Source organism: Pleomorphomonas sp. PLEO (genome assembly GCF_041320595.1).
Taxonomy (GTDB): domain Bacteria; phylum Pseudomonadota; class Alphaproteobacteria; order Rhizobiales; family Pleomorphomonadaceae; genus Pleomorphomonas.
Genome location: NZ_CP166625.1, coordinates 3808491 through 3827514, shown reverse-complemented (window position 1 = coordinate 3827514; position 19024 = coordinate 3808491). Strand labels below are relative to the sequence as shown.

Annotated in this window: 20 protein-coding genes; 14 read left to right on the top strand and 6 right to left on the bottom strand. The window is 61.6% G+C overall.

Translation table 11 applies throughout. The features are described from left to right. Positions 1-92 precede the first annotated feature (92 nt). Positions 93-809, top strand: a complete 717-nt coding sequence (locus AB6N07_RS17810) for a DUF502 domain-containing protein (RefSeq protein WP_370674405.1) — start codon at positions 93-95, stop codon at positions 807-809. Here the strand turns inward: AB6N07_RS17810 and sseA are convergent. The 6 genes from sseA to AB6N07_RS17780 form a co-directional block, all read right to left on the bottom strand. Then, the gene (sseA, locus tag AB6N07_RS17805; RefSeq protein ID WP_370674404.1) at positions 749-1597 is read right to left on the bottom strand and encodes a 3-mercaptopyruvate sulfurtransferase; all 849 of its coding nucleotides are present in this window, start codon (positions 1595-1597) and stop codon (positions 749-751) included. The genes AB6N07_RS17810 and sseA overlap by 61 nt on opposite strands. Positions 1598-1726: 129 nt before the next feature. Further along, positions 1727-2461 carry an alanyl-tRNA editing protein gene (locus AB6N07_RS17800; RefSeq protein ID WP_370674403.1) on the bottom strand — a complete coding sequence of 245 codons (735 nt, stop codon included), beginning with the start codon at positions 2459-2461 and terminating at the stop codon, positions 1727-1729. Positions 2462-2474: 13 nt separating this feature from the next. Continuing rightward, positions 2475-3506, bottom strand: a complete 1032-nt coding sequence (locus AB6N07_RS17795) for a cysteine synthase A (protein ID WP_370674402.1) — start codon at positions 3504-3506, stop codon at positions 2475-2477. A 164-nt stretch (positions 3507-3670) separates the two neighbouring features. Next, positions 3671-4444, bottom strand: a complete 774-nt coding sequence (locus tag AB6N07_RS17790; protein WP_370674401.1) for an arginyltransferase — start codon at positions 4442-4444, stop codon at positions 3671-3673. A gap of 195 nt (positions 4445-4639) precedes the next feature. Further along, positions 4640-5113 carry an RDD family protein gene (locus tag AB6N07_RS17785; RefSeq protein WP_370674400.1) on the bottom strand — a complete coding sequence of 158 codons (474 nt, stop codon included), beginning with the start codon at positions 5111-5113 and terminating at the stop codon, positions 4640-4642. Between the two features lie 79 nt (positions 5114-5192). Continuing rightward, positions 5193-6419 carry a threonine ammonia-lyase gene (locus AB6N07_RS17780; protein WP_370674399.1) on the bottom strand — a complete coding sequence of 409 codons (1227 nt, stop codon included), beginning with the start codon at positions 6417-6419 and terminating at the stop codon, positions 5193-5195. 269 nt (positions 6420-6688) lie between these two features. Here AB6N07_RS17780 and AB6N07_RS17775 point away from each other — a divergent pair, with 269 nt between their 5' ends. From AB6N07_RS17775 to nuoL, 13 genes are all read left to right on the top strand, one after another. Then, positions 6689-7054, top strand: a complete 366-nt coding sequence (locus tag AB6N07_RS17775; protein WP_370674398.1) for an NADH-quinone oxidoreductase subunit A — start codon at positions 6689-6691, stop codon at positions 7052-7054. Then, positions 7045-7623, top strand: coding sequence for an NADH-quinone oxidoreductase subunit B family protein (locus tag AB6N07_RS17770; protein WP_370674397.1), 579 nt, complete (start codon positions 7045-7047; stop codon positions 7621-7623). The genes AB6N07_RS17775 and AB6N07_RS17770 overlap by 10 nt, the downstream gene beginning before the upstream one ends. A gap of 23 nt (positions 7624-7646) precedes the next feature. After that, entirely contained in the window at positions 7647-8264 is a 618-nt protein-coding gene (locus tag AB6N07_RS17765; RefSeq protein WP_370674396.1) for an NADH-quinone oxidoreductase subunit C, read from the top strand. A gap of 12 nt (positions 8265-8276) precedes the next feature. Then, positions 8277-9461, top strand: coding sequence for an NADH-quinone oxidoreductase subunit D (locus tag AB6N07_RS17760; RefSeq protein ID WP_370674395.1), 1185 nt, complete (start codon positions 8277-8279; stop codon positions 9459-9461). Beyond that, a complete protein-coding gene (gene nuoE / locus AB6N07_RS17755) occupies positions 9461-10531 on the top strand; it encodes an NADH-quinone oxidoreductase subunit NuoE (RefSeq protein ID WP_370674394.1) in 1071 nt (356 codons plus the stop codon). The genes AB6N07_RS17760 and nuoE overlap by 1 nt, the downstream gene beginning before the upstream one ends. Positions 10532-10561: 30 nt before the next feature. Continuing rightward, positions 10562-11851: an NADH-quinone oxidoreductase subunit NuoF gene (gene nuoF, locus AB6N07_RS17750; protein ID WP_370674393.1), complete on the top strand. Its 1290-nt coding sequence runs from the start codon at positions 10562-10564 to the stop codon at positions 11849-11851. A gap of 75 nt (positions 11852-11926) precedes the next feature. Next, positions 11927-14023 (top strand): NADH-quinone oxidoreductase subunit NuoG, encoded by a 2097-nt coding sequence (nuoG, locus tag AB6N07_RS17745; protein WP_370674392.1) that lies wholly within the window; start codon positions 11927-11929, stop codon positions 14021-14023. Positions 14024-14033: 10 nt separating this feature from the next. Beyond that, positions 14034-15080, top strand: a complete 1047-nt coding sequence (gene nuoH / locus AB6N07_RS17740) for an NADH-quinone oxidoreductase subunit NuoH (protein ID WP_370674391.1) — start codon at positions 14034-14036, stop codon at positions 15078-15080. 12 nt (positions 15081-15092) lie between these two features. Further along, positions 15093-15335: a hypothetical protein gene (locus tag AB6N07_RS17735; RefSeq protein WP_370674390.1), complete on the top strand. Its 243-nt coding sequence runs from the start codon at positions 15093-15095 to the stop codon at positions 15333-15335. Between the two features lie 74 nt (positions 15336-15409). Beyond that, the gene (gene nuoI, locus AB6N07_RS17730) at positions 15410-15898 is read left to right on the top strand and encodes an NADH-quinone oxidoreductase subunit NuoI (RefSeq protein ID WP_370674389.1); all 489 of its coding nucleotides are present in this window, start codon (positions 15410-15412) and stop codon (positions 15896-15898) included. A 60-nt stretch (positions 15899-15958) separates the two neighbouring features. After that, positions 15959-16570: an NADH-quinone oxidoreductase subunit J gene (locus AB6N07_RS17725; protein ID WP_370674388.1), complete on the top strand. Its 612-nt coding sequence runs from the start codon at positions 15959-15961 to the stop codon at positions 16568-16570. A 45-nt stretch (positions 16571-16615) separates the two neighbouring features. Then, on the top strand, positions 16616-16924 hold the full coding sequence (gene nuoK, locus AB6N07_RS17720) for an NADH-quinone oxidoreductase subunit NuoK (protein ID WP_026783452.1): 309 nt from the start codon (positions 16616-16618) through the stop codon (positions 16922-16924). An 8-nt stretch (positions 16925-16932) separates the two neighbouring features. After that, on the top strand, positions 16933-19023 hold the full coding sequence (gene nuoL / locus AB6N07_RS17715; protein ID WP_370674387.1) for an NADH-quinone oxidoreductase subunit L: 2091 nt from the start codon (positions 16933-16935) through the stop codon (positions 19021-19023). The last annotated feature ends 1 nt before the right edge of the window (position 19024 follow it).

Here is a 19024-nt window from a genome sequence, read left to right as displayed (position 1 = left end):
TGTAAAGAAAGCCCGATCGAACGGAAAACTTCACTTGTTCCTCATGCGCGGGCAATATGGGGCGGTGAACGGATGACGGAAGGACTGGGGGCGTGACGAGACTTAGGAACTATTTCCTGACCGGTTTGCTGGTAGCCGGCCCGGCCGGAATTACCATTTATCTCACATGGTCGATGGTGTCGTGGATAGACAGCTGGGTGAAGCCCTATTTGCCGCTCGCCTATAATCCCGACACCTATTTGCCTTTTCGCGTCCCCGGCTACGGTTTGGTTGTCGCCGTTTTCCTCATCACGCTGATCGGCTTTTTGACCGCGAATATCGTCGGTGCTTCGATCTTTTCGTTTTCGGAAGAGCTGGTCGATCGCATGCCGGTCGTGCGCAATCTCTATAAAGGATTGAAGCAGATCTTCTCGTCGGTGCTTGCCGATAAAGGCGATGCCTTCAAGCAGGCCGCATTGGTCCGCTTTCCTCACACGGGCATTTGGACCATCGGTTTTGTCGCCGGCACAACGCGTGGAGAGGTGGCGGAACGACTGAACGGCGGTGAAGACATGCTCACCGTCTACGTGCCGACCACGCCCAACCCGACCGGTGGCTATCTCGTATTCATCAGGCGGGAGGATATTATCCTTCTCGACATGACGGTCGAGGACGCTGCCAAGTTCGTGATCTCTTTCGGCCTCGTCACCGCGGAGTCGGCCGACGCTGCCGAAGGCCTCATTCGCACCCTATCAAAGAGCAATCCCCGTCAGTCGGTGACCACCGGCGCGTCGGAGCGTCCGCCCCATTCGGTCCAGGAACCGTCGTAGACGGCAACAGCGCGCGCCCCGATCACGTCAAGGGCGAGGGCTAGAACGGCAGCTGTGACCCCCGAGCCGCAACTGGTAATGATGGGCTTGCTGGTATCGACACCGCGTGAAGCGAACAGCGCCCGAAGATCCGATGATGATTTCATGCGTTCGCCATCGATGACATCGCCAAAGGGGATGTTGATGGCGCCGGGCATGTGCCCTGAACGAAGGCCGGCGCGCGGTTCCGCCTCCTGACCCAGGAAGCGGCCGGTTGAGCGCGCATCCAGGATCTTGATCTCGCTCCCGAGCGCTGCCTTGACCTCATCGAAATTCCGCACCAAGGCCGGCTTGAAGGACGGGCTGAACGTCTTTTGTTCGATTCTGGAGGGCTTACCCTCCTCGAGCGGAAGATGCTCGGCGATCCAGGCCGGGAGCCCGCCATCCAGAATGACAACATCCTCTGCGCCCATCGCTCGGAATGTCCACCAAACGCGTGCGGCCGAACGCAGGCCGTAGCTGTCGTATATGACGATCGTCTGTCCATGGCTGATGCCAAGGGCACCCATGGCAGTTGCGAAGGCTTCCGGCGATGGCAGCATATGCGGCAGGGGAGATGTTGTATCTGCGATGGCATCGACATCGAAGAAGACGGCGCGCGGAATATGTCCGGCCAGATATTCGGTCCAGCCATTTCGCGCGGTTGCAGGCATATGCCAAGAGCCGTCAACAACGGCCACACTGGGGTCGTCGAGGTGGCGTGAGAGCCAGTCGGCAGTAACAAAATGCGGGTCCGGATGAACGGGCATGACTCGGCTCCTCGTTGATGGTGGCGAACTAGCGCATTGTGGAGAAAAGTGGAAACCGGTTTTTCGCAAAATCAATGCGACAACAAAGACCTAGAGCAACGATTTGCGCTCGTCAGAACGCATGTTGCTCTAGGCGCTCTCGGCGGATGGTCCGAAACGCAGGCGGACACGGCGGTTGATCCGGCCCTTGTTCTCGATCTTGGCGATATGCACCTCACCGATCTCGCCCGTGGATTTCACGTGCGTGCCGCCGCAGGGCTGAAGATCGATATCGGCGCCGATGCGAACGAGGCGCACCCGGCCGGCGCCAGTCGGCGGCTTCACCTTCATCGTTTTGACGAGAGTCGGATTGGCGACAAGTTCATCATCGCTGATCCACTCGGTGGTGACGGCGTGGTCAGCGCGGATCAGCGCGTTGATGGCGTCGTTGGCAGACACCCTTTCCACTGTTTCACCTTCCGGAAGGTCGAAGTCGAGCCGACCTTCCTCAATCCCGACTTGCCCGCCGGTGACCGGATAAGGCAGCACCACGGACAGGAGATGCATAGCCGTATGCATTCGCATCAGGGCATGACGGCGGGCCCAATCGATATGCTGGATGATCGTCTGGCCAAGCTGCGGCAAATCTTGATCACCTCTGGGGATGAGAATGATTGACGATCTATCAGGGCTATAGACGGTATTTTTAATGTTCGTTCTTAGCCCTGTTCCCCACTCGATCGATCCACAGTCGCCGGGTTGACCGCCGCCTTGTGGATAGAAGATCGACCGGTCGACATAAAGCCCCCCATCTGTGCCGACAGCGGTCACCGTTGCCTCGACAAGTTCCAGATAGGGGTTATCGAGGTACAATGCCTCGGTCATCGCTTTTCCTCCGTCACGCCGCCTCGAACGGCGGCCTGAATTTCCTGGGAGCATTGAGCCAGTTCGGCACCGGCAAGTTCTTGCTCCTTAGGAAGGCCGGGTTGTAGAGCTTCGACGCGTAACGTGCGCCACCGTCGCAAAGCACGGTGACGATGGTGTGTCCTGGGCCAATTTCGCGGGCAAGGGCGATGGCGCCGGCGACATTGATGCCTGAGGAACCGCCGAGGAAGAGACCCTCGTGTTCGACGAGATCGAACAGTATCGCGAGCGCCTCCTCATCGGAGATGCGGCAGGAGAAATCCACCGGCGCGCCTTCGAGATTGGCTGTGATACGACCTTGTCCAATACCCTCGGTGATTGATGACCCTTCGGCCTTGAGTTCGCCGGTTGTATACCAGGAATGGAGCGCTGCGCCATATGGGTCGGCCAGGCCGATCTTTACGCTCGGCTTCCGCTCCTTGAGACCGATACCGACACCGGCCAGCGTGCCGCCGGATCCGACGGCGCAGATGAAGCCATCGACCCTACCGTTCGTCTGCTCGAAGATTTCGCGCGCGGTGGTGTCGATATGCGCTTGCCGGTTGGCGATGTTATCAAATTGGTTAGCCCAGATGGCACCTCGCGGTTCGGTCTTTGCCAGCTGGTCGGCGAGTCGACCGGATAGCTTCACGTAGTTGTCGGGATTTCGGTAGGGAACGGCCGGTACTTCCACCAGTTCGGCGCCCACCATGCGAAGGTAGTCCTTCTTTTCCTGCGACTGCGTCTCCGGAATGACGATCACCGTCTTGAGGCCGAGAGCGCTGCCAACCAGCGCCAGACCGATTCCGGTATTGCCGGCGGTGCCTTCGACGATGGTGCCGCCAGGCTGAAGGCGCCCGGTCGCCAGAGCATCACGGATAATGTAGAGAGCGGCCCGGTCTTTGACCGATTGCCCCGGATTCATGAACTCCGCCTTGCCGAGAATCTCGCAACCTGTTGCCTCGGAAGCGTGGCGAAGACGGATCAGCGGAGTGTTGCCGATCGTATCAAGAATGCTGTCGGTCATTAGGACGCCTCCGTGGATGCCGCCGGCCGAACGCGGGGCCGGAAAAACTCAAGCACCCATCCGAAAAGGGCAGCCCTTTCGGTAAAAGCGGATGCGGGAACAACAATAAGATGAAATGCCGCGCCAGTTCGATCGGATTTCAGGTTGGCGGTGGGCACCATCCTTTACGCAAAATCGATCCCGGCCGGCTCGTCGGGCAGTATCGCCCAGCCTGTGGGTGTCAGATATTCCAAGGGTTTGTAGCGGCGCTTGTAGTCCATTTTGCGCGAGCCCTGTACCCAATAGCCAAGGTAGAGATAGGGCAACCCACGCCGCCGCGTCCGCTCGATATGATCGAGAATCATGAACGTGCCGAGCCCGTCGCTTTGTAGGTCCGGCTCGTAGAACGAGTAGACCATGGACAGGCCATCGATCAGCACATCGGTCAGGGCCGCGCCGATCAGCGGCCCGTCCCCCATGCCGTTCAGGAAGGTATTGATGCCGCGCCGCCGGTATTCGATCATCATGGTCGACACGTGCGTTTCCTCGACCATCGCGGCGTAGTCGCCCACCGTCATATCCACCATGCCGCCGTCGGCATGGCGGGCGTCGAGATAGGAACGAAAGAGCGAATACTGTTCGCCCGTCGCAGCCGGCGGTAGCTCGGCGCCGATCAGGTGGTTGTTGCGCGCATAATTGCGGCGCTGGCTCTTGTCAGGACGGAAGTCGTCGACGCGCACACGCACCGACACGCAGGAGTGGCAATCCTCACAAGCCGGGCGATAGGCGATGTTCTGGCTGCGTCGGAAGCCGCCATGGCTCAGGATGGAGTTCATCGCCGCGGCGCGTTCGCCCACCATATGGGTAAACACCTTCCGCTCCGTCTTGCCCGGCAGATAGGGACAGGCGGACGGCGCGGTCAGAAAGAATTGAGGCGCGTCGGTCGGATGTTGCGTCATGGGTTCGTGCGTCGGTCTGTTCTGTCGATCTTGGCATCTTTCGCCGGCTCTGGCGAGATACCAACATCAACGGAAGGAATGGATCCGGGCATACCGAGGCCGCGCAACGACCATCGATGCCAAGCATCGCCCGCGTGAGAAGCGCAATAGCCAAGGCGGCGATGTCGCCGCCGGTATTTGAGGCCAAAAGCGGAATCAGTACCGATTGACGAAGACGACGCCGAGTACGATGTCGTGCAGCAGCCGCTTGTTCTCGGTGAACAGCGATACCAGCAGCACCAGCGGCGTCAGGACCGATATCGAGAAGTAGAACAGCACGGCGTGGATCGCGGCGATGCCGGGATTGAGGCGACTGCCGTCCATGAAGCGGGCCTCGATGCCCTGGGTGCGCATGCCCACCGTTGCGGAATTGGGGCCGCCCAGCGAGAAGGCGCAATAAACGAGCGCCACGGCTGGCCAGAGGATCGGGTAGAGCATCCAGCCGAGGCCGAGCGTCACGATGCCGAGGAAGAACACCACTACGCCGACCGCGAAGGTAAGCATCGCGATGATAACGGCATCGATCAGGAAAGCCAGGACACGGCGCGTACGGATTCCGCTGACGGCGCTGGGGCCGGGTCGACCTTCGTCGATGATATAGTCGGCAGCGTCATAGGTCCGATTGGACATGGAAGTCTCCCTGGGAACGATGAGCCGAATATGGGAATGCGGCTTGTGACTTCAATGCGCCTCAGGCTCCGGGTGCCGCCTACTCCGCCGATTTTCGCTCGACGCCATAGCCTTTTGCCCTGAGCGCCGCGATGATTTCCTCGGCGTGGTGGCCATCACGCGCCTCGAGCGTGATGTCGAGCGATGCTCCCTTGGCCGGGATCTCCAGCACGGTGCGGCGATGCGACACCTCAAGGATATTGCCGCCTGCATCGCCGATCAACGTTGTGATGGCGCCGAGCGTGCCCGGTCGGTCCGGAATGGCGAGGCGGATGGCGACGATCTTCTCCTCCCGGGCGAGTTCGCGCATCATGATCGAGGCTAGAATGCGCGGATCTATGTTGCCGCCCGATAATACGAGGCCGACCTTCTTGCTGCGGAACAGGTCGGGTTCGGCGAACATCGCTGCGAGACCGGCGGCACCAGCCCCCTCGGCCATTGTTTTCTGCAAGGTGAGGTAGGCGTTGACCGCGCGTTCGAGATGGCTCTCATCGACGAGCACGATGGTGTCGACGAGGTCGCGGACCACCGGCAGCGTTCTTCGTCCGGCCACCTTGACGGCAATGCCCTCGGCCAGCGTGGCGCCGCCGGCCATGGCGTCGATGCCTTTCACCGCGGCCCACATCGAGGGATACATGCGCGTCTCAACGCCGATCACCCGGATGTTCGGCTTCAAAGCCTTGGCCGCCGTCGCCATACCGGCAATGAGGCCGCCGCCACCCACCGGTACGGCGATCACGTCGAGGTCGGGCCGCTCCTCCAGCATTTCCACCGCCAGCGTGCCTTGGCCGGCAATCACGTCGCTGTCGTCATAGGGATGAATGAAGACGAGATTTTCCTCGGCGCCGATCCGCTCGGCCGCCAGCGCCGCCTCGGCCACCGTCTCGCCCTCCAAGACCACGCGAGCACCGTAGCCGGCCGTCGCAGATACTTTCACATGCGGAGTCGTGACCGGCATGACGATGGTCGACGCGATGCCGAGCCGCACGGCGTGATAGGCAACGGCCTGAGCATGGTTGCCAGCCGACATGGCAATCACGCCACGTCGTCGCTCACTGGCCGAGAGCGTCAGGAGACGATTCAGGGCGCCCCGTTCCTTGAAGGCCGAGGTCACCTGCAGGTTCTCGTATTTGACGAATACGTCTGCCCCAGTCAGCCGGCCAAGGCGCGGCGCGGGCAGGAAAGGGGTATGCATCACCTGACCCGAAATCGCCTCCCGTGCGGTGAGAATACGCTCGAGAGTGATTGGTTTGTCGGTGTCGTCCATCTGTTTTTCCACGCTTTTTCCCGCCGCGCCCGTTCATGGGAACGAGCAGGGTAACATCCTTGTGAAAACATTCGTTTTCTAGTCAAGAATCCGGGATTGTCTCTGGGATACCCCTGAGCGTAATAAACCTTAGAAAGGGACCTTCGACACCCTTGCGAAGTGAAGGTCTATCCGCTAACCGTGCCACAAGCAATTCGGCGACCCCACGCGACTCCTCACGAAATTGTTGCGTTGCGCAAATGGGTTGCGTCCGAACCAACGAGGTCACAATGGATGAACTCCTTCGGGACTACCTGCCGGTGATCATTTTCCTCGGCGTAGCGTTGGCCATCGGCCTAGCGCTTCTGGTGGCGCCCTTCATTTTGGCTTTCAAGAATCCCGATCCGGAAAAGTTGTCGGCCTACGAATGTGGCTTTAACGCCTTCGATGATGCGCGCATGAAATTCGATGTGCGCTTCTATCTGGTGTCGATCCTGTTCGTGATCTTCGACCTGGAGGTCGCCTTCCTGTTCCCTTGGGCCGTGGCTTTCAAGCAGGTTGGATTGTTCGGCTTCTGGTCGATGATGGTTTTCCTCGGCGTTCTGACCATTGGTTTCGCCTATGAGTGGAAGAAGGGGGCGCTGGAATGGGATTGAGCCCGAGAGAGACGCTGGTGTCGCCCGCCCCCAAGGGCATCATCGATCCCCGGACCGGTAAGCCGATTGGCGCCGACGACGGCTTCTTCACCGGTATCAATGACGAACTGGCCGATAAGGGCTGGCTCGTGACCTCGACCGAGCATTTGATCCACTGGGCGCGCACCGGCTCGTTGATGTGGATGCAGTTCGGTCTCGCCTGCTGCGCCGTCGAGATGATGCAGGCGTCGATGCCCCGCTACGACATGGAGCGCTTCGGCTTCGCGCCGCGCGCCTCGCCGCGACAGTCCGATGTGATGATCGTTGCCGGCACGCTGACCAACAAGATGGCTCCGGCGCTCCGCAAGGTCTACGACCAGATGCCGGAGCCGCGCTACGTCATCTCCATGGGCTCCTGTGCCAACGGCGGTGGCTATTACCACTATTCATATGCCGTGGTGCGCGGCTGTGATCGCGTGGTGCCGGTCGATATCTATGTGCCAGGCTGTCCGCCGACCGCCGAAGCGCTACTCTATGGTGTGCTGCTGCTTCAGAAGAAGATTCGGCGCACCGGTACCATCGAGCGCTGAGCGACAACGAGGCTGGGTGAAACATGAGCGAAGCCCCGAACGATCTAACTGGCGAATTGGCTCTGGCCGTCGGCGGCGCCCTTGGTGTCGACGCGCTCTCAGTCACCGTCGCCTATGGTGAGGTGACCGCCGTTGTTGTGCGTGAGCGGATCGTCGACGTCGTAACGCGATTGCGCGATGCACCGGGTCTCGGCTTCATCAACATCATCGATGTCTGCGGCGTGGACCATCCGGAACGGCCCGAGCGCTTTGACGTCGTTTATCATCTGCTGTCACCGACCCGGAACGCCCGCCTTCGCCTCAAGGTAACGACCGATGAGGACACCCCGGTGCCGTCAATCTCCGGCGTGTTTCCTGGCGCGCAATGGTTCGAACGGGAGGCCTACGATCTGTTCGGTATCCTGTTCACCGACCATCCCGAACTCCGGCGCCTGCTCACCGACTACGGCTTTGATGGCCATCCGCTCCGCAAGGACTTCCCGATGACCGGCTACGTCGAGGTACGCTACGACGATGCCCAGAAGCGTGTTGTCTACGAGCCGGTTCGGCTCAATCAGGAATTCCGCAATTTCGACTTCCTGTCGCCCTGGGAAGGCACGACTTACGTGCTGCCGGGCGATGAGAAGGTCAAGACGAACTGAGGCGCGTGATCGATGGCTGAAGCCCAGGTCAGAAACTTCAACATCAACTTCGGGCCGGAGCATCCGTCAGCGCACGGCGTGCTGCGCCTCGTCCTTGAGTTGGACGGCGAGGTGGTCGAGCGTGTCGACCCACATATCGGCCTCTTGCATCGCGGCACAGAGAAGCTGATCGAAGCGCGCACTTATTTGCAGGCGCTGCCGTATTTCGATCGCCTCGACTACGTGGCGCCGATGAACCAGGAGCATGCCTACTGCATGGCGGTGGAGCGACTCGCCGGCATCGTCGTGCCGCGCCGGGCGCAGATCATCCGCGTGCTCTATTCTGAAATCGGTCGCATCCTGTCGCACCTCCTCAACGTGACGACCCAGGCGATGGACATTGGCGCGCTAACGCCGCCGCTCTGGGGCTTTGAGGAACGCGAAAAGCTGATGATCTTCTACGAGCGTGCCTCCGGTTCGCGTATGCATGCCGCCTATTTCCGTCCCGGCGGCGTCCATCAGGATCTGCCTGAGCAGCTCGTTGCCGATATCGAGGCGTGGTGTGATCCCTTCCTGCAGGCCCTGAGCGACCTCGATACCCTTTTGTCAGAGAACCGCATCTTCAAGCAGCGCAACGTCGATATTGGCGTCGTCAGCCTGGAAGACGCTTGGAAGTGGGGCTTCTCGGGCGTGATGGTGCGAGGTTCCGGCGCGGCCTGGGATCTTCGGAAGTCGCAGCCCTACGAGATCTATGGCGAGCTTGATTTCGATGTCGCCATTGGCAAGAACGGCGATTGCTACGATCGCTACCACATCCGCATGGAAGAGATGCGGCAAGCCGTGCGCATCATGAAGCAGTGCCTCGCTCTTCTGAAAGTGGAGAAGGGACCGGTACAGACCATTCAGGGCAAGTTCGCGCCCCCACCTCGGGCCGAGATGAAGCGGTCGATGGAAGCTCTGATCCACCACTTCAAACTCTACACCGAAGGCTTCCGCGTGCCTGAGGGCGAGGTCTATGCCGCCGTCGAGGCGCCGAAGGGTGAGTTTGGCGTCTACCTAGTGTCGGACGGTAGCAACAAGCCCTATCGCGTCAAGATCCGCGCCCCTGGATTTGCTCATCTGCAGGCCATGGATTTCCTCTGTCGCGGCCATCTTCTGGCCGACGTGTCGGCCGTGCTCGGTTCGATCGACATCGTGTTTGGTGAGGTGGATCGCTGATGTCCGTCCGTCGTCTTCATTCCGAACAGCCTGAAAGCTTCGCCTTCACTGAGGAGAACGCCGCTTATCTTCAGAAGGTGATCGGCCGTTATCCCGAGGGCCGTCAGGCTTCGGCGGTGATCCCAGCTCTGATGGTTGCTCAGGACCAGGAGGGCTGGATCAGCCGTCCGGCGATCGAGGCGGTGGCAAAGCTGCTCGACATGCCCGATATTCGCGTGCTGGAAGTTGCAACCTTCTATACGCAATTCCAGCTGTCCCCGGTTGGCCGTAAGGCGCATGTCCAGGTTTGCGGCACCACGCCGTGTCGCTTGCGTGGCGCCGATGAAATCATCGCCATCTGCAAGAACCGGCTTGCCGCTCATCCCTTCGAGCTTTCCGCCGACGGTGACTTCTCATGGGAAGAAGTCGAATGCGCCGGCGCTTGCGTCAACGCGCCGATGGTCACTGTTGGCAAGGACACCTACGAGGATCTGAGCGTCGAGACCTTCAACGCGCTGATCGACGGCTTGGCCACAGGAAATCCGCCGGCACCGGGCCCGCAAAGCGGGCGTTTCTTCTCGGCTCCAGCCAACGCTGACACCTCATTGACCGATCCTGCGCTCAACGATGGATCGGTGATCGGCAAATACCGCGCTTTCGATCGCGAGGAGCTGACCCCGCAGCCGGCAGCGCCAGCCGCTGCTGCCCCGGCACCTGCGACAGCTCCGGCGGCCGCCAAGCCGGCTGCCGAAACGCCCATTCCCAAGGTGGTTGAGGCGCAAGGGCAGGCCGATAGCGAGAAAGTCCCGGACCTGCATAAGCCGACGCTGCTTGAAGCGGCGCGCGATGGCAAGCCTGACGACCTCAGGCTGATCCACGGCGTCGGCTCCAAGCTCGAAGAGCTATTGCATAAGCTTGGCGTCTATCACTTCGATCAGATCGCCAACTGGAATGAGATGAACCTCAGATGGGTTGACCAGCATCTCGGCAGTTTCCGCGGCCGTGCTCTCCGCGACAAGTGGATCGAGCAATCCGCGAAACTGGTGAGCGGCTGGCGGCCGTCCGACAAGGACGGCGACAAGCCCGCCTGAGATTGAACCGAAGACCTGGGAACCTCAGTCATGCTGCAGGACAAGGACCGCATCTTCACCAATATCTACGGACGCCATGACTGGGGTCTGCAGGGCGCGCTGAAGCGCGGCCAGTGGGATGGCACCAAGGATATCCTGGCCAAGGGGCGCGATTTCATTATCAAGGAAATCCAGGCGTCTGGCCTGCGCGGGCGCGGTGGCGCCGGTTTCCCGACCGGCCTCAAGTGGTCGTTCATGCCCAAGCAGTCGGATGGGCGTCCGCATTATCTGGTGGTCAACGCCGACGAATCCGAGCCTGGCACCTGCAAGGACCGCGAGATCCTCAGGCATGATCCACATACGCTGGTGGAAGGGTGTCTTCTTGCCGGCTTCGCCATGGGCGCCCATGCCGCCTACATCTATGTGCGCGGCGAGTTCGTCCGCGAGCGGGAGCGGCTTCAAGCCGCTGTCGACCAGGCCTATGATGCCGGCCTTCTCGGCAAGAACGCCTGCGGCTCGGGCTGGGATATGGACGTCTTCGTGCATCACGGCGCCGGCGCCTATATCTGCGGCGAGGAGACGGCTCTGCTCGAAAGCCTCGAGGGCAAGAAGGGCCAGCCGCGCATGAAGCCGCCGTTCCCGGCCAACGTCGGCCTCTACGGCTGTCCGACGACGGTGAACAACGTCGAGTCCATCGCCGTGACGCCGACCATCATGCGGCGCGGTGCCGCTTGGTTCTCCAGCTTCGGCCGCGACAACAACAAGGGCACCAAGCTGTTCATGATCTCCGGCCACGTCAACACGCCTTGCGTGGTCGAGGAAGAGCTTGGCATTCCGTTTCGCGACCTGATTGAGAAGCATGCCGGTGGCGTGCGCGGCGGCTGGGACAATCTCCTGGCGGTGATCCCCGGTGGCGCTTCGTGCCCCATCGTTCGCGCCGACCAGATCATGGACGCCCAGATGGACTTCGATGGCATGCGCGCCATTGGTTCCAGCTTCGGCACCGGCGGTCTTATCGTTATGGACAAGTCCACCGATGTGATCGCTGCCATCTCTCGCATCTCCTACTTCTTCCGCCACGAAAGCTGCGGCCAGTGCACGCCGTGCCGCGAGGGCACCGGCTGGATGTGGCGCGTGATGGAACGCATGCGTCAGGGCAACGCCGCTCGTGAGGAAATCGACATGCTGTTCCAGGTGAGCAAGCAGATCGAGGGGCATACCATTTGTGCCCTTGGTGACGCCGCCGCTTGGCCGGTGCAGGCGTTGATCCGGAATTTCCGCCCGGTGATCGAGGCGCGGATCGACGATTATGTATCCGCGCACGGCATGGCAGCCGAATAAGCGGGCGGGTTTGATCGAGTTTGACGGGCGGCTGCCGGCTATGGGCGGCGCGGCTCCAGCAAGGGTTGGGTCGACATGGCAAAACTGATCGTCGACGGGATCGAGGTCGATGTAGCTCCGGAGCTGACGCTGCTGCAGGCATGCGAAGCGGCGGGCGCCGAGATTCCGCGCTTCTGTTACCACGAGCGTCTGTCGGTCGCCGGAAACTGCCGTATGTGCCTCGTCGAGGTGAAGGGCGGGCCGCCGAAGCCGACCGCTTCCTGTGGTATGAACGTGCGCGATCTTCGGCCCGGTCCCAACGGCGAGCCGCCGGTGGTGCTGACCAATTCGCCCATGGTCAAAAAGGCCCGCGAGGGCGTGATGGAGTTCTTGCTGATCAACCATCCGCTCGACTGCCCCATCTGTGACCAGGGCGGCGAGTGCGACCTGCAAGACCAGGCGATGGCCTACGGCGTCTCCGGTTCGCGCTTCATCGAGAACAAGCGCGCCGTCGAGGACAAGTACCTCGGCCCGCTCGTCAAGACGTCGATGAACCGGTGCATCCATTGCACCCGTTGCGTCCGCTTCACAACGGAAGTGGCCGGCATCGCCGAGATGGGCCTCATCTCGCGCGGCGAGGACGCCGAGATCACCAGCTACCTCGAAAAGGCGCTGTCCTCGGAATTGCAGGGCAATGTCATCGACCTTTGCCCGGTTGGTGCGCTGACCTCCAAGCCCTACGCTTTCCATGCCCGTCCCTGGGAGCTTTCCAAGACCGAGTCCGTCGATGTCATGGACGCTGTCGGCTCCGCCATCCGGGTGGACGTGCGTGGCCGAGAGGTCATGCGGGTGCTGCCTCGCCTCAACGAGTCGGTCAACGAGGAGTGGATCTCCGACAAGACGCGCTTCATCTGGGATGGCCTCAGGACACAGCGGCTCGATCGCCCCTACGTCAAGGCCAATGGTCGTTTCCGTGCCACGTCGTGGAGCGATGCCTTCACGACGATTGCCACCCGCGTCACTTCGACGGCTCCGGAACGCATGGGCGCCATCATCGGTGACCTCGCTTCCGTCGAGGAAATGTTCGCGCTCAAGGAATTGATGGCCGCGCTTGGTGTGGTTTCGGTCGATGGCCGGCAGGACGGCACGGCGCTGCATCCGAAGTTTGGCCGCGCCAGCTACGTGTTCAATGCCACTATCGCCGGCATCGAGGACGCTGACGCCATCCTGATGATTGGTGCTGATCCGCGCCGTGAGGCGTCGGTCATGAATGCCCGTATCCGCAAGCGCTGGCGGGCGAGCGGCGGCAAGCTGCCGGTCTATACGATCGGTGCGCCGGTCGACCTCACCTATCCGCAGGTGCACCTTGGCAACGATCCGGCCGCGCTCCAGCATCTCGATGCCAGCGCGTTTGAGGCGCTGAAGGCGGCACAGAAACCGCTCATCATCGTCGGGCAGGGCGCACTCATTCGTCACGACGGTTTGGCCCTGCTGTCGCTCGCCGCCAAGCTGGCGACCGACGTTGGTGCCGTCACTGAGAGCTGGAACGGCTTTTCGGTGTTGCATACCGCCGCTTCGCGCGTCGGCGCGCTTGATCTCGGCCTTGTGCCGGGCGAGGGCGGCCGCGACGTTGCCGGTATGATCGACGCATCAACCAAGGGCGAACTCGACGTGCTGTTCCTGCTGGGTGCCGATGAATTCGGGGCTCAGCATCTCGGTCCGAATACCTTTGTCGTCTATATCGGCAGTCATGGTGACACCGGTGCCCACCGTGCCGATGTCATTCTTCCGGGCGCTACCTACGCCGAGAAGTCGGGCACCTACGTGAACACCGAGGGGCGGATTCAGTTGGGCAATCGCGCGGCTTTCCCGCCGGGCGAGGCCCGCGAGGACTGGGCGGTGCTCAGGGCATTGTCGGAAGTGCTCGGCCGCCGGCTGTCCTTCGACAGCCTGGCTCAGCTCCGGGCAAAGCTCTACGCCGAGCGTCCTGAGTTCGCCGCCATCGACACCATCCCGGCGACCGAGTCCGGAGCGATCGCCACGCTTGCCGCGCTTGGCGGTATCGTACGGCCGGAGCCCTTCGTCCCGGTGTTTGCCGACTTCTACCTCACCAACCCGATCGCACGTGCCTCCAAGGTGATGGCCGAGTGTTCGGCGCTTGCCCGCTCCGGGCACTCCATCGCAGCGGAATGAGAGACGCCCCATGAGCTTCTGGTCCGATATCGTCTGGCCCGTCGTGGTGATCGCCGCTCAGAGCGTGCTGCTTCTGGTGGTGCTACTTGTCATCGTCGCCTTCATCCTGCTGGCCGACCGCAAGATCTGGGCGGCGGTGCAGATCAGGCGTGGCCCCAACGTGGTTGGTCCGTTCGGCCTGTTCCAGTCGTTTGCCGATCTTCTGAAGTTCGTGCTGAAGGAACCGGTCATTCCGTCCGGCTCCGCCAAAGGCTTGTTTCTGCTGGCGCCGCTTGTTACCTGCACGCTTGCCTTGCTGGCCTGGGTGGTGGTGCCGGTTGCTGACGGCTGGGTGATCGCCGACGTCAACGTCGGTGTGCTGTTCTTCCTCGCCATCTCCTCGCTCAGCGTCTACGGCTCGATCATGGCGGGGTGGGCGTCCAACTCGAAGTATCCCTTCCTGTCGGCCTTACGCTGCGCCGCGCAGATGGTTTCCTACGAGGTGTCGATCGGCCTCGTCATCATCACCGTGCTGCTCTGTGCCGGCTCGCTCAATCTTTCGGCCATCGTTCGCTCGCAGGAAACCGGCCTGGCCACCATGATCGGCGTGCCCTGGCTCGCTTTCTTGAACTGGTACTGGGTGCCACTGTTTCCGATGTTCGTGGTGTTCTTTGTCTCGGCATTGGCGGAAACTAACCGTCCGCCCTTCGATCTCGCCGAGGCCGAGTCCGAGCTGGTGGCCGGCTTCATGGTCGAATACGGCTCGACCCCGTACATGATGTTCATGCTCGGCGAGTACGTCGCCATCTGCACCATGTGCGCCATGATGGCGTTGCTGTTCATGGGCGGTTGGATGCCGCCGATCAACGTCGCGCCGTTCACCTGGGTGCCGGGCATCATCTGGTTCCTGGCCAAGGCGCTCTTGATGTTCTTCTTCGTCGCCATGGCCAAGGCGATGGTGCCGCGCTACCGCTACGACCAGTTGATGCGCCTCGGCTGGAAGGTGTTCCTGCCACTATCGCTTGTCTACGTCGTGCTGGTGGCCGGCGTGCTGCAGATTACCGGCTGGGCGGCCTGACGGGAGTCGATCATGGATCTGTCGCTCGCAGGCATAGTTGGAGCGGCGGTCGGGATTGGTGTCGGTCTCGTCGATTACGGCGTGATCGCATCGATCGTAAGGCGGGCGCTGGAGCGTCGGCCGGGATGGATGGAGCCGCGGCGGGCGGACCTTCTGATGAAGGTTTTGTTCGTCGTCAACGCCGCCGTCTTTGCTGCCCTGGGTTGGTGGCTGGGCGTGTCGGTGGCGGGAACGGGTCTTCCGGCGCCGGGCTGACAGGCGACGGAACATGATTTCGGCCGGCATCGCCTCATGGCGATGCTAGATCGGGAATGAAGGAAGCGGGTGAGATGAAACTCAGTCAGGTGGCAAAGTCCTTCCTCCTCAAGGAGTTCGTGTCGGGGTTTTTCCTCGCGATGCGCTACTTCTTCAAGGCGAAGCCGACGATCAACTACCCCTTCGAGAAGGGGGCGGTGAGCCCGCGCTTCCGCGGTGAGCATGCGTTGCGCCGCTATCCGAGCGGCGAGGAGCGTTGCATCGCCTGCAAGCTGTGCGAGGCGATCTGCCCGGCGCAGGCGATTACCATCGAGGCCGGCCCGCGCGGCAACGATGGTACACGCCGCACCACGCGCTACGACATCGACATGGTGAAGTGCATCTACTGCGGCTTCTGTCAGGAAGCCTGCCCGGTGGATGCCATCGTCGAGGGACCGAACTTCGAGTTTGCCACCGAGACGCGTGAGGAACTCTATTTCTCCAAGGAGCGGTTGCTTGAGAATGGCGATCGCTGGGAGCGGGAAATCGCCCGCAATATCGCGGCTGACGCGCCTTACCGCTGATCGGCCGCCAGGGACTGACGGAATTGGACGCGCCAAAGGGCGTATCGGGGACGAAGCGAGATGATCCAGGCCTTGTTCTTCTATCTGTTTGCGGCGATTGCCATCGCTTCGGCGGTCATGGTGATTTCTTCCCGCAACCCCGTGCATTCGGTGCTGTTCCTGATCCTCGCCTTCGTCAACGCGGCCGGCCTGTTCATGCTGGCCGGTGCCGAATTCCTCGCCTTGTTGCTGATCGTCGTCTACGTCGGTGCCGTGGCGGTGTTGTTCCTGTTCGTGGTGATGATGCTCGACGTCGACTTTGTCGAACTGCGGCAGGGTTTCATGCAGTATCTGCCGATCGGTGTGCTGGTCGGTCTGATCTTCCTGGCCGAGCTGTTGATGGTGGCCGGCGCTTGGGTGTTCGCTCCGGAGGCGATTGCCACCGCTTCCGCGCCAATTCCCGACCCAGCGCAGGTTTCCAACACGTTGGCGCTCGGTCAGCTCCTCTATACGCGCTACGTCTACTTCTTCCAGGTGGCGGGCCTGGTGCTGCTGGTCGCCATGATCGGCGCCATCACGCTGACGCTGCGCCACCGCGTCGCCGTACGGCGTCAGAACATCTCCGTTCAGGTGGCGCGCACCCGCGCCACGGCCATCGAAGTCAAGCATGTCGAGCCGGGGAGGGGACTGTGACCAACTACGCTCATCGCTCCACGCCGGACAAGGAAGGTTGACCCCATGACGCTCGGTCTTGCGCACTATCTGTCGGTCGCGGCGATCCTGTTCACGCTCGGGGTGCTCGGCATCTTTCTCAACCGGAAGAATGTCATCGTTATCCTGATGAGCGTCGAGTTGATCCTCCTTGCGGTCAACCTTAACCTCGTCGCCTTCTCGCATTTCCTCGGCGATCTCGTCGGACAGGTCTTTGCCCTGTTCGTCCTGACGGTCGCCGCCGCCGAGGCCGCCATCGGCCTTGCCATTCTGGTCGCATTCTTCCGCAACCGCGGCTCCATCGCGGTGGAAGACATCAACGTGATGAAGGGCTGACGCAAGAGATGTATTCCCTCATCGTCTTCCTTCCGCTTATCGGCTTTCTCATTGCCGGCGCGATTGCGCTCTGGGGCGCGTCGGCTACCGTGCCTGCTCCTGAGGGTGGTCACGACGCCCACGGCCATCACGGCGAGCCCGTGGCGCATGCCGTGCACGACGATCATGCCCATGGTGGTCACGACAACCATCATGCAGTTGAGCCGGCGGCGCCGGGTTCCCGTGTGGCCGAGTTGGTGACGACGGGCCTGCTGTTCGTTTCGGCGATCCTGTCCTGGGTGGCTTTCATTTCGGTCGGTTTCGGCGAACACGAGACCCAGTCGATCAAGGTCCTGACCTGGATTTCTTCCGGCGCTCTGAAGATCGACTGGGCTTTCCGTGTCGATACGCTGACCGTTGTCATGCTGGTGGTGGTGACCACCGTATCGTCGCTGGTCCACCTCTACTCGATCGGCTACATGGCCGAAGATCCGGATCGGCCGCGTTTCTTCGCCTATCTCAGCCTGTTCACCTTCGCCATGCTGATGCTGGTGACAGCCGACAACCTCGTTCAGATGTTCTTCGGCTGGGAGGGTGTCGGTCTCGCCTCCTATCTCTTGATCGGCTTCTGGTACAAGAAGCCGTCGGCTTCGGCGGCTGCCATCAAGGCCTTTGTGGTCAACCGTGTCGGCGACTTCGGTTTCATGCTGGGTATCTTCGGCATCTTCGTGATGTTCGGCACGATCAGCTTGACCGACATCTTCGCCAACGTGGCGACCGTCGAAGGCAAGACGATCCACTTCCTGTGGGGCGATTGGGACGCGATCACGGTGATCTGCCTCCTGCTGTTCATGGGCGCCATGGGCAAGAGCGCGCAGTTCCTGCTGCACACCTGGCTGCCGGACGCCATGGAAGGTCCGACGCCGGTCTCCGCTCTCATCCACGCGGCGACCATGGTGACCGCCGGTGTCTTCATGGTGGCGCGGATGTCGCCACTGTTCGACCTCAGCCCGACGGCGCTGACCGTCGTCACGCTGGTAGGTGCCGTCACCGCCTTCTTCGCGGCCACCGTCGGCCTCGTCCAGAACGACATCAAGCGCGTCATCGCCTACTCAACCTGTTCGCAGCTCGGCTACATGTTCGTAGCGCTCGGCGTTGGGGCTTATGGCGCCGGCGTGTTCCATCTGTTCACCCATGCCTTCTTCAAGGCCCTGCTGTTCCTGGGCGCTGGCTCGGTGATCATGGCCAGCCATCACGAGCAGGACATGCGTGCCATGGGTGGCCTCCGGCACAGGATTCCGGTGACGTTCTGGGCTATGACGCTCGGCACGTTGGCCATCACCGGCGTTGGAATTCCCGGCACGGAGATCGGTTTCGCCGGCTTCCTGTCCAAGGATGCCATCATCGAAAGCGCGTTCGCTGGCCACAACCCGGTATCCGGTTTCGCCGCCGTGCTCCTGGTGATCGCCGCCGGCTTCACCAGCTTCTATTCCTGGCGTCTCGTCTTCCTGACTTTCTTCGGTCAAAGCCGTGCGCCCAAGGACGTCTACGACCACGCTCACGAGAGCCCGCTTGTCGTGCTCATTCCACTCGTCGTGCTGTCGCTTGGCGCGGTGCTGGCCGGCATGGTTTTCTACGGTCACTACGTCGGCGAAGAGCAGGCGGAGTTCTGGAAGGGCTCGCTGTTCTACGGCCCGGAAAACCATATCCTGCATGCCATGCATGAGGTTTCCTTCCTGGTGAAGGTTTCGCCCTTCGTGGCCATGCTGGTCGGCCTCGCCATCGCTTTCTGGTTCTACATCCTGAACCCGGCGCTGCCCAAGAAGCTCGCCTCGGCTCTGCCAGGGCTCTACAAGTTCCTGCTCAACAAGTGGTACTTCGACGAGCTCTATGACCTGATCTTCGTGCGTCCGGCCTTCGCCATCGGCCGGCTGTTCTGGAAGACCGGCGACGGCACCATCATCGATGGCCTTGGTCCCAACGGGATTGCCGCCCGTGTGCAGGATGTCACTGCCCGCGTCGTGCGACTGCAGACCGGATATGTCTACCATTATGCCTTTGCCATGGTGATCGGCGTTGCCGCCCTGATCACCTGGGCCATGTTCGCCGGGGGACAATGAG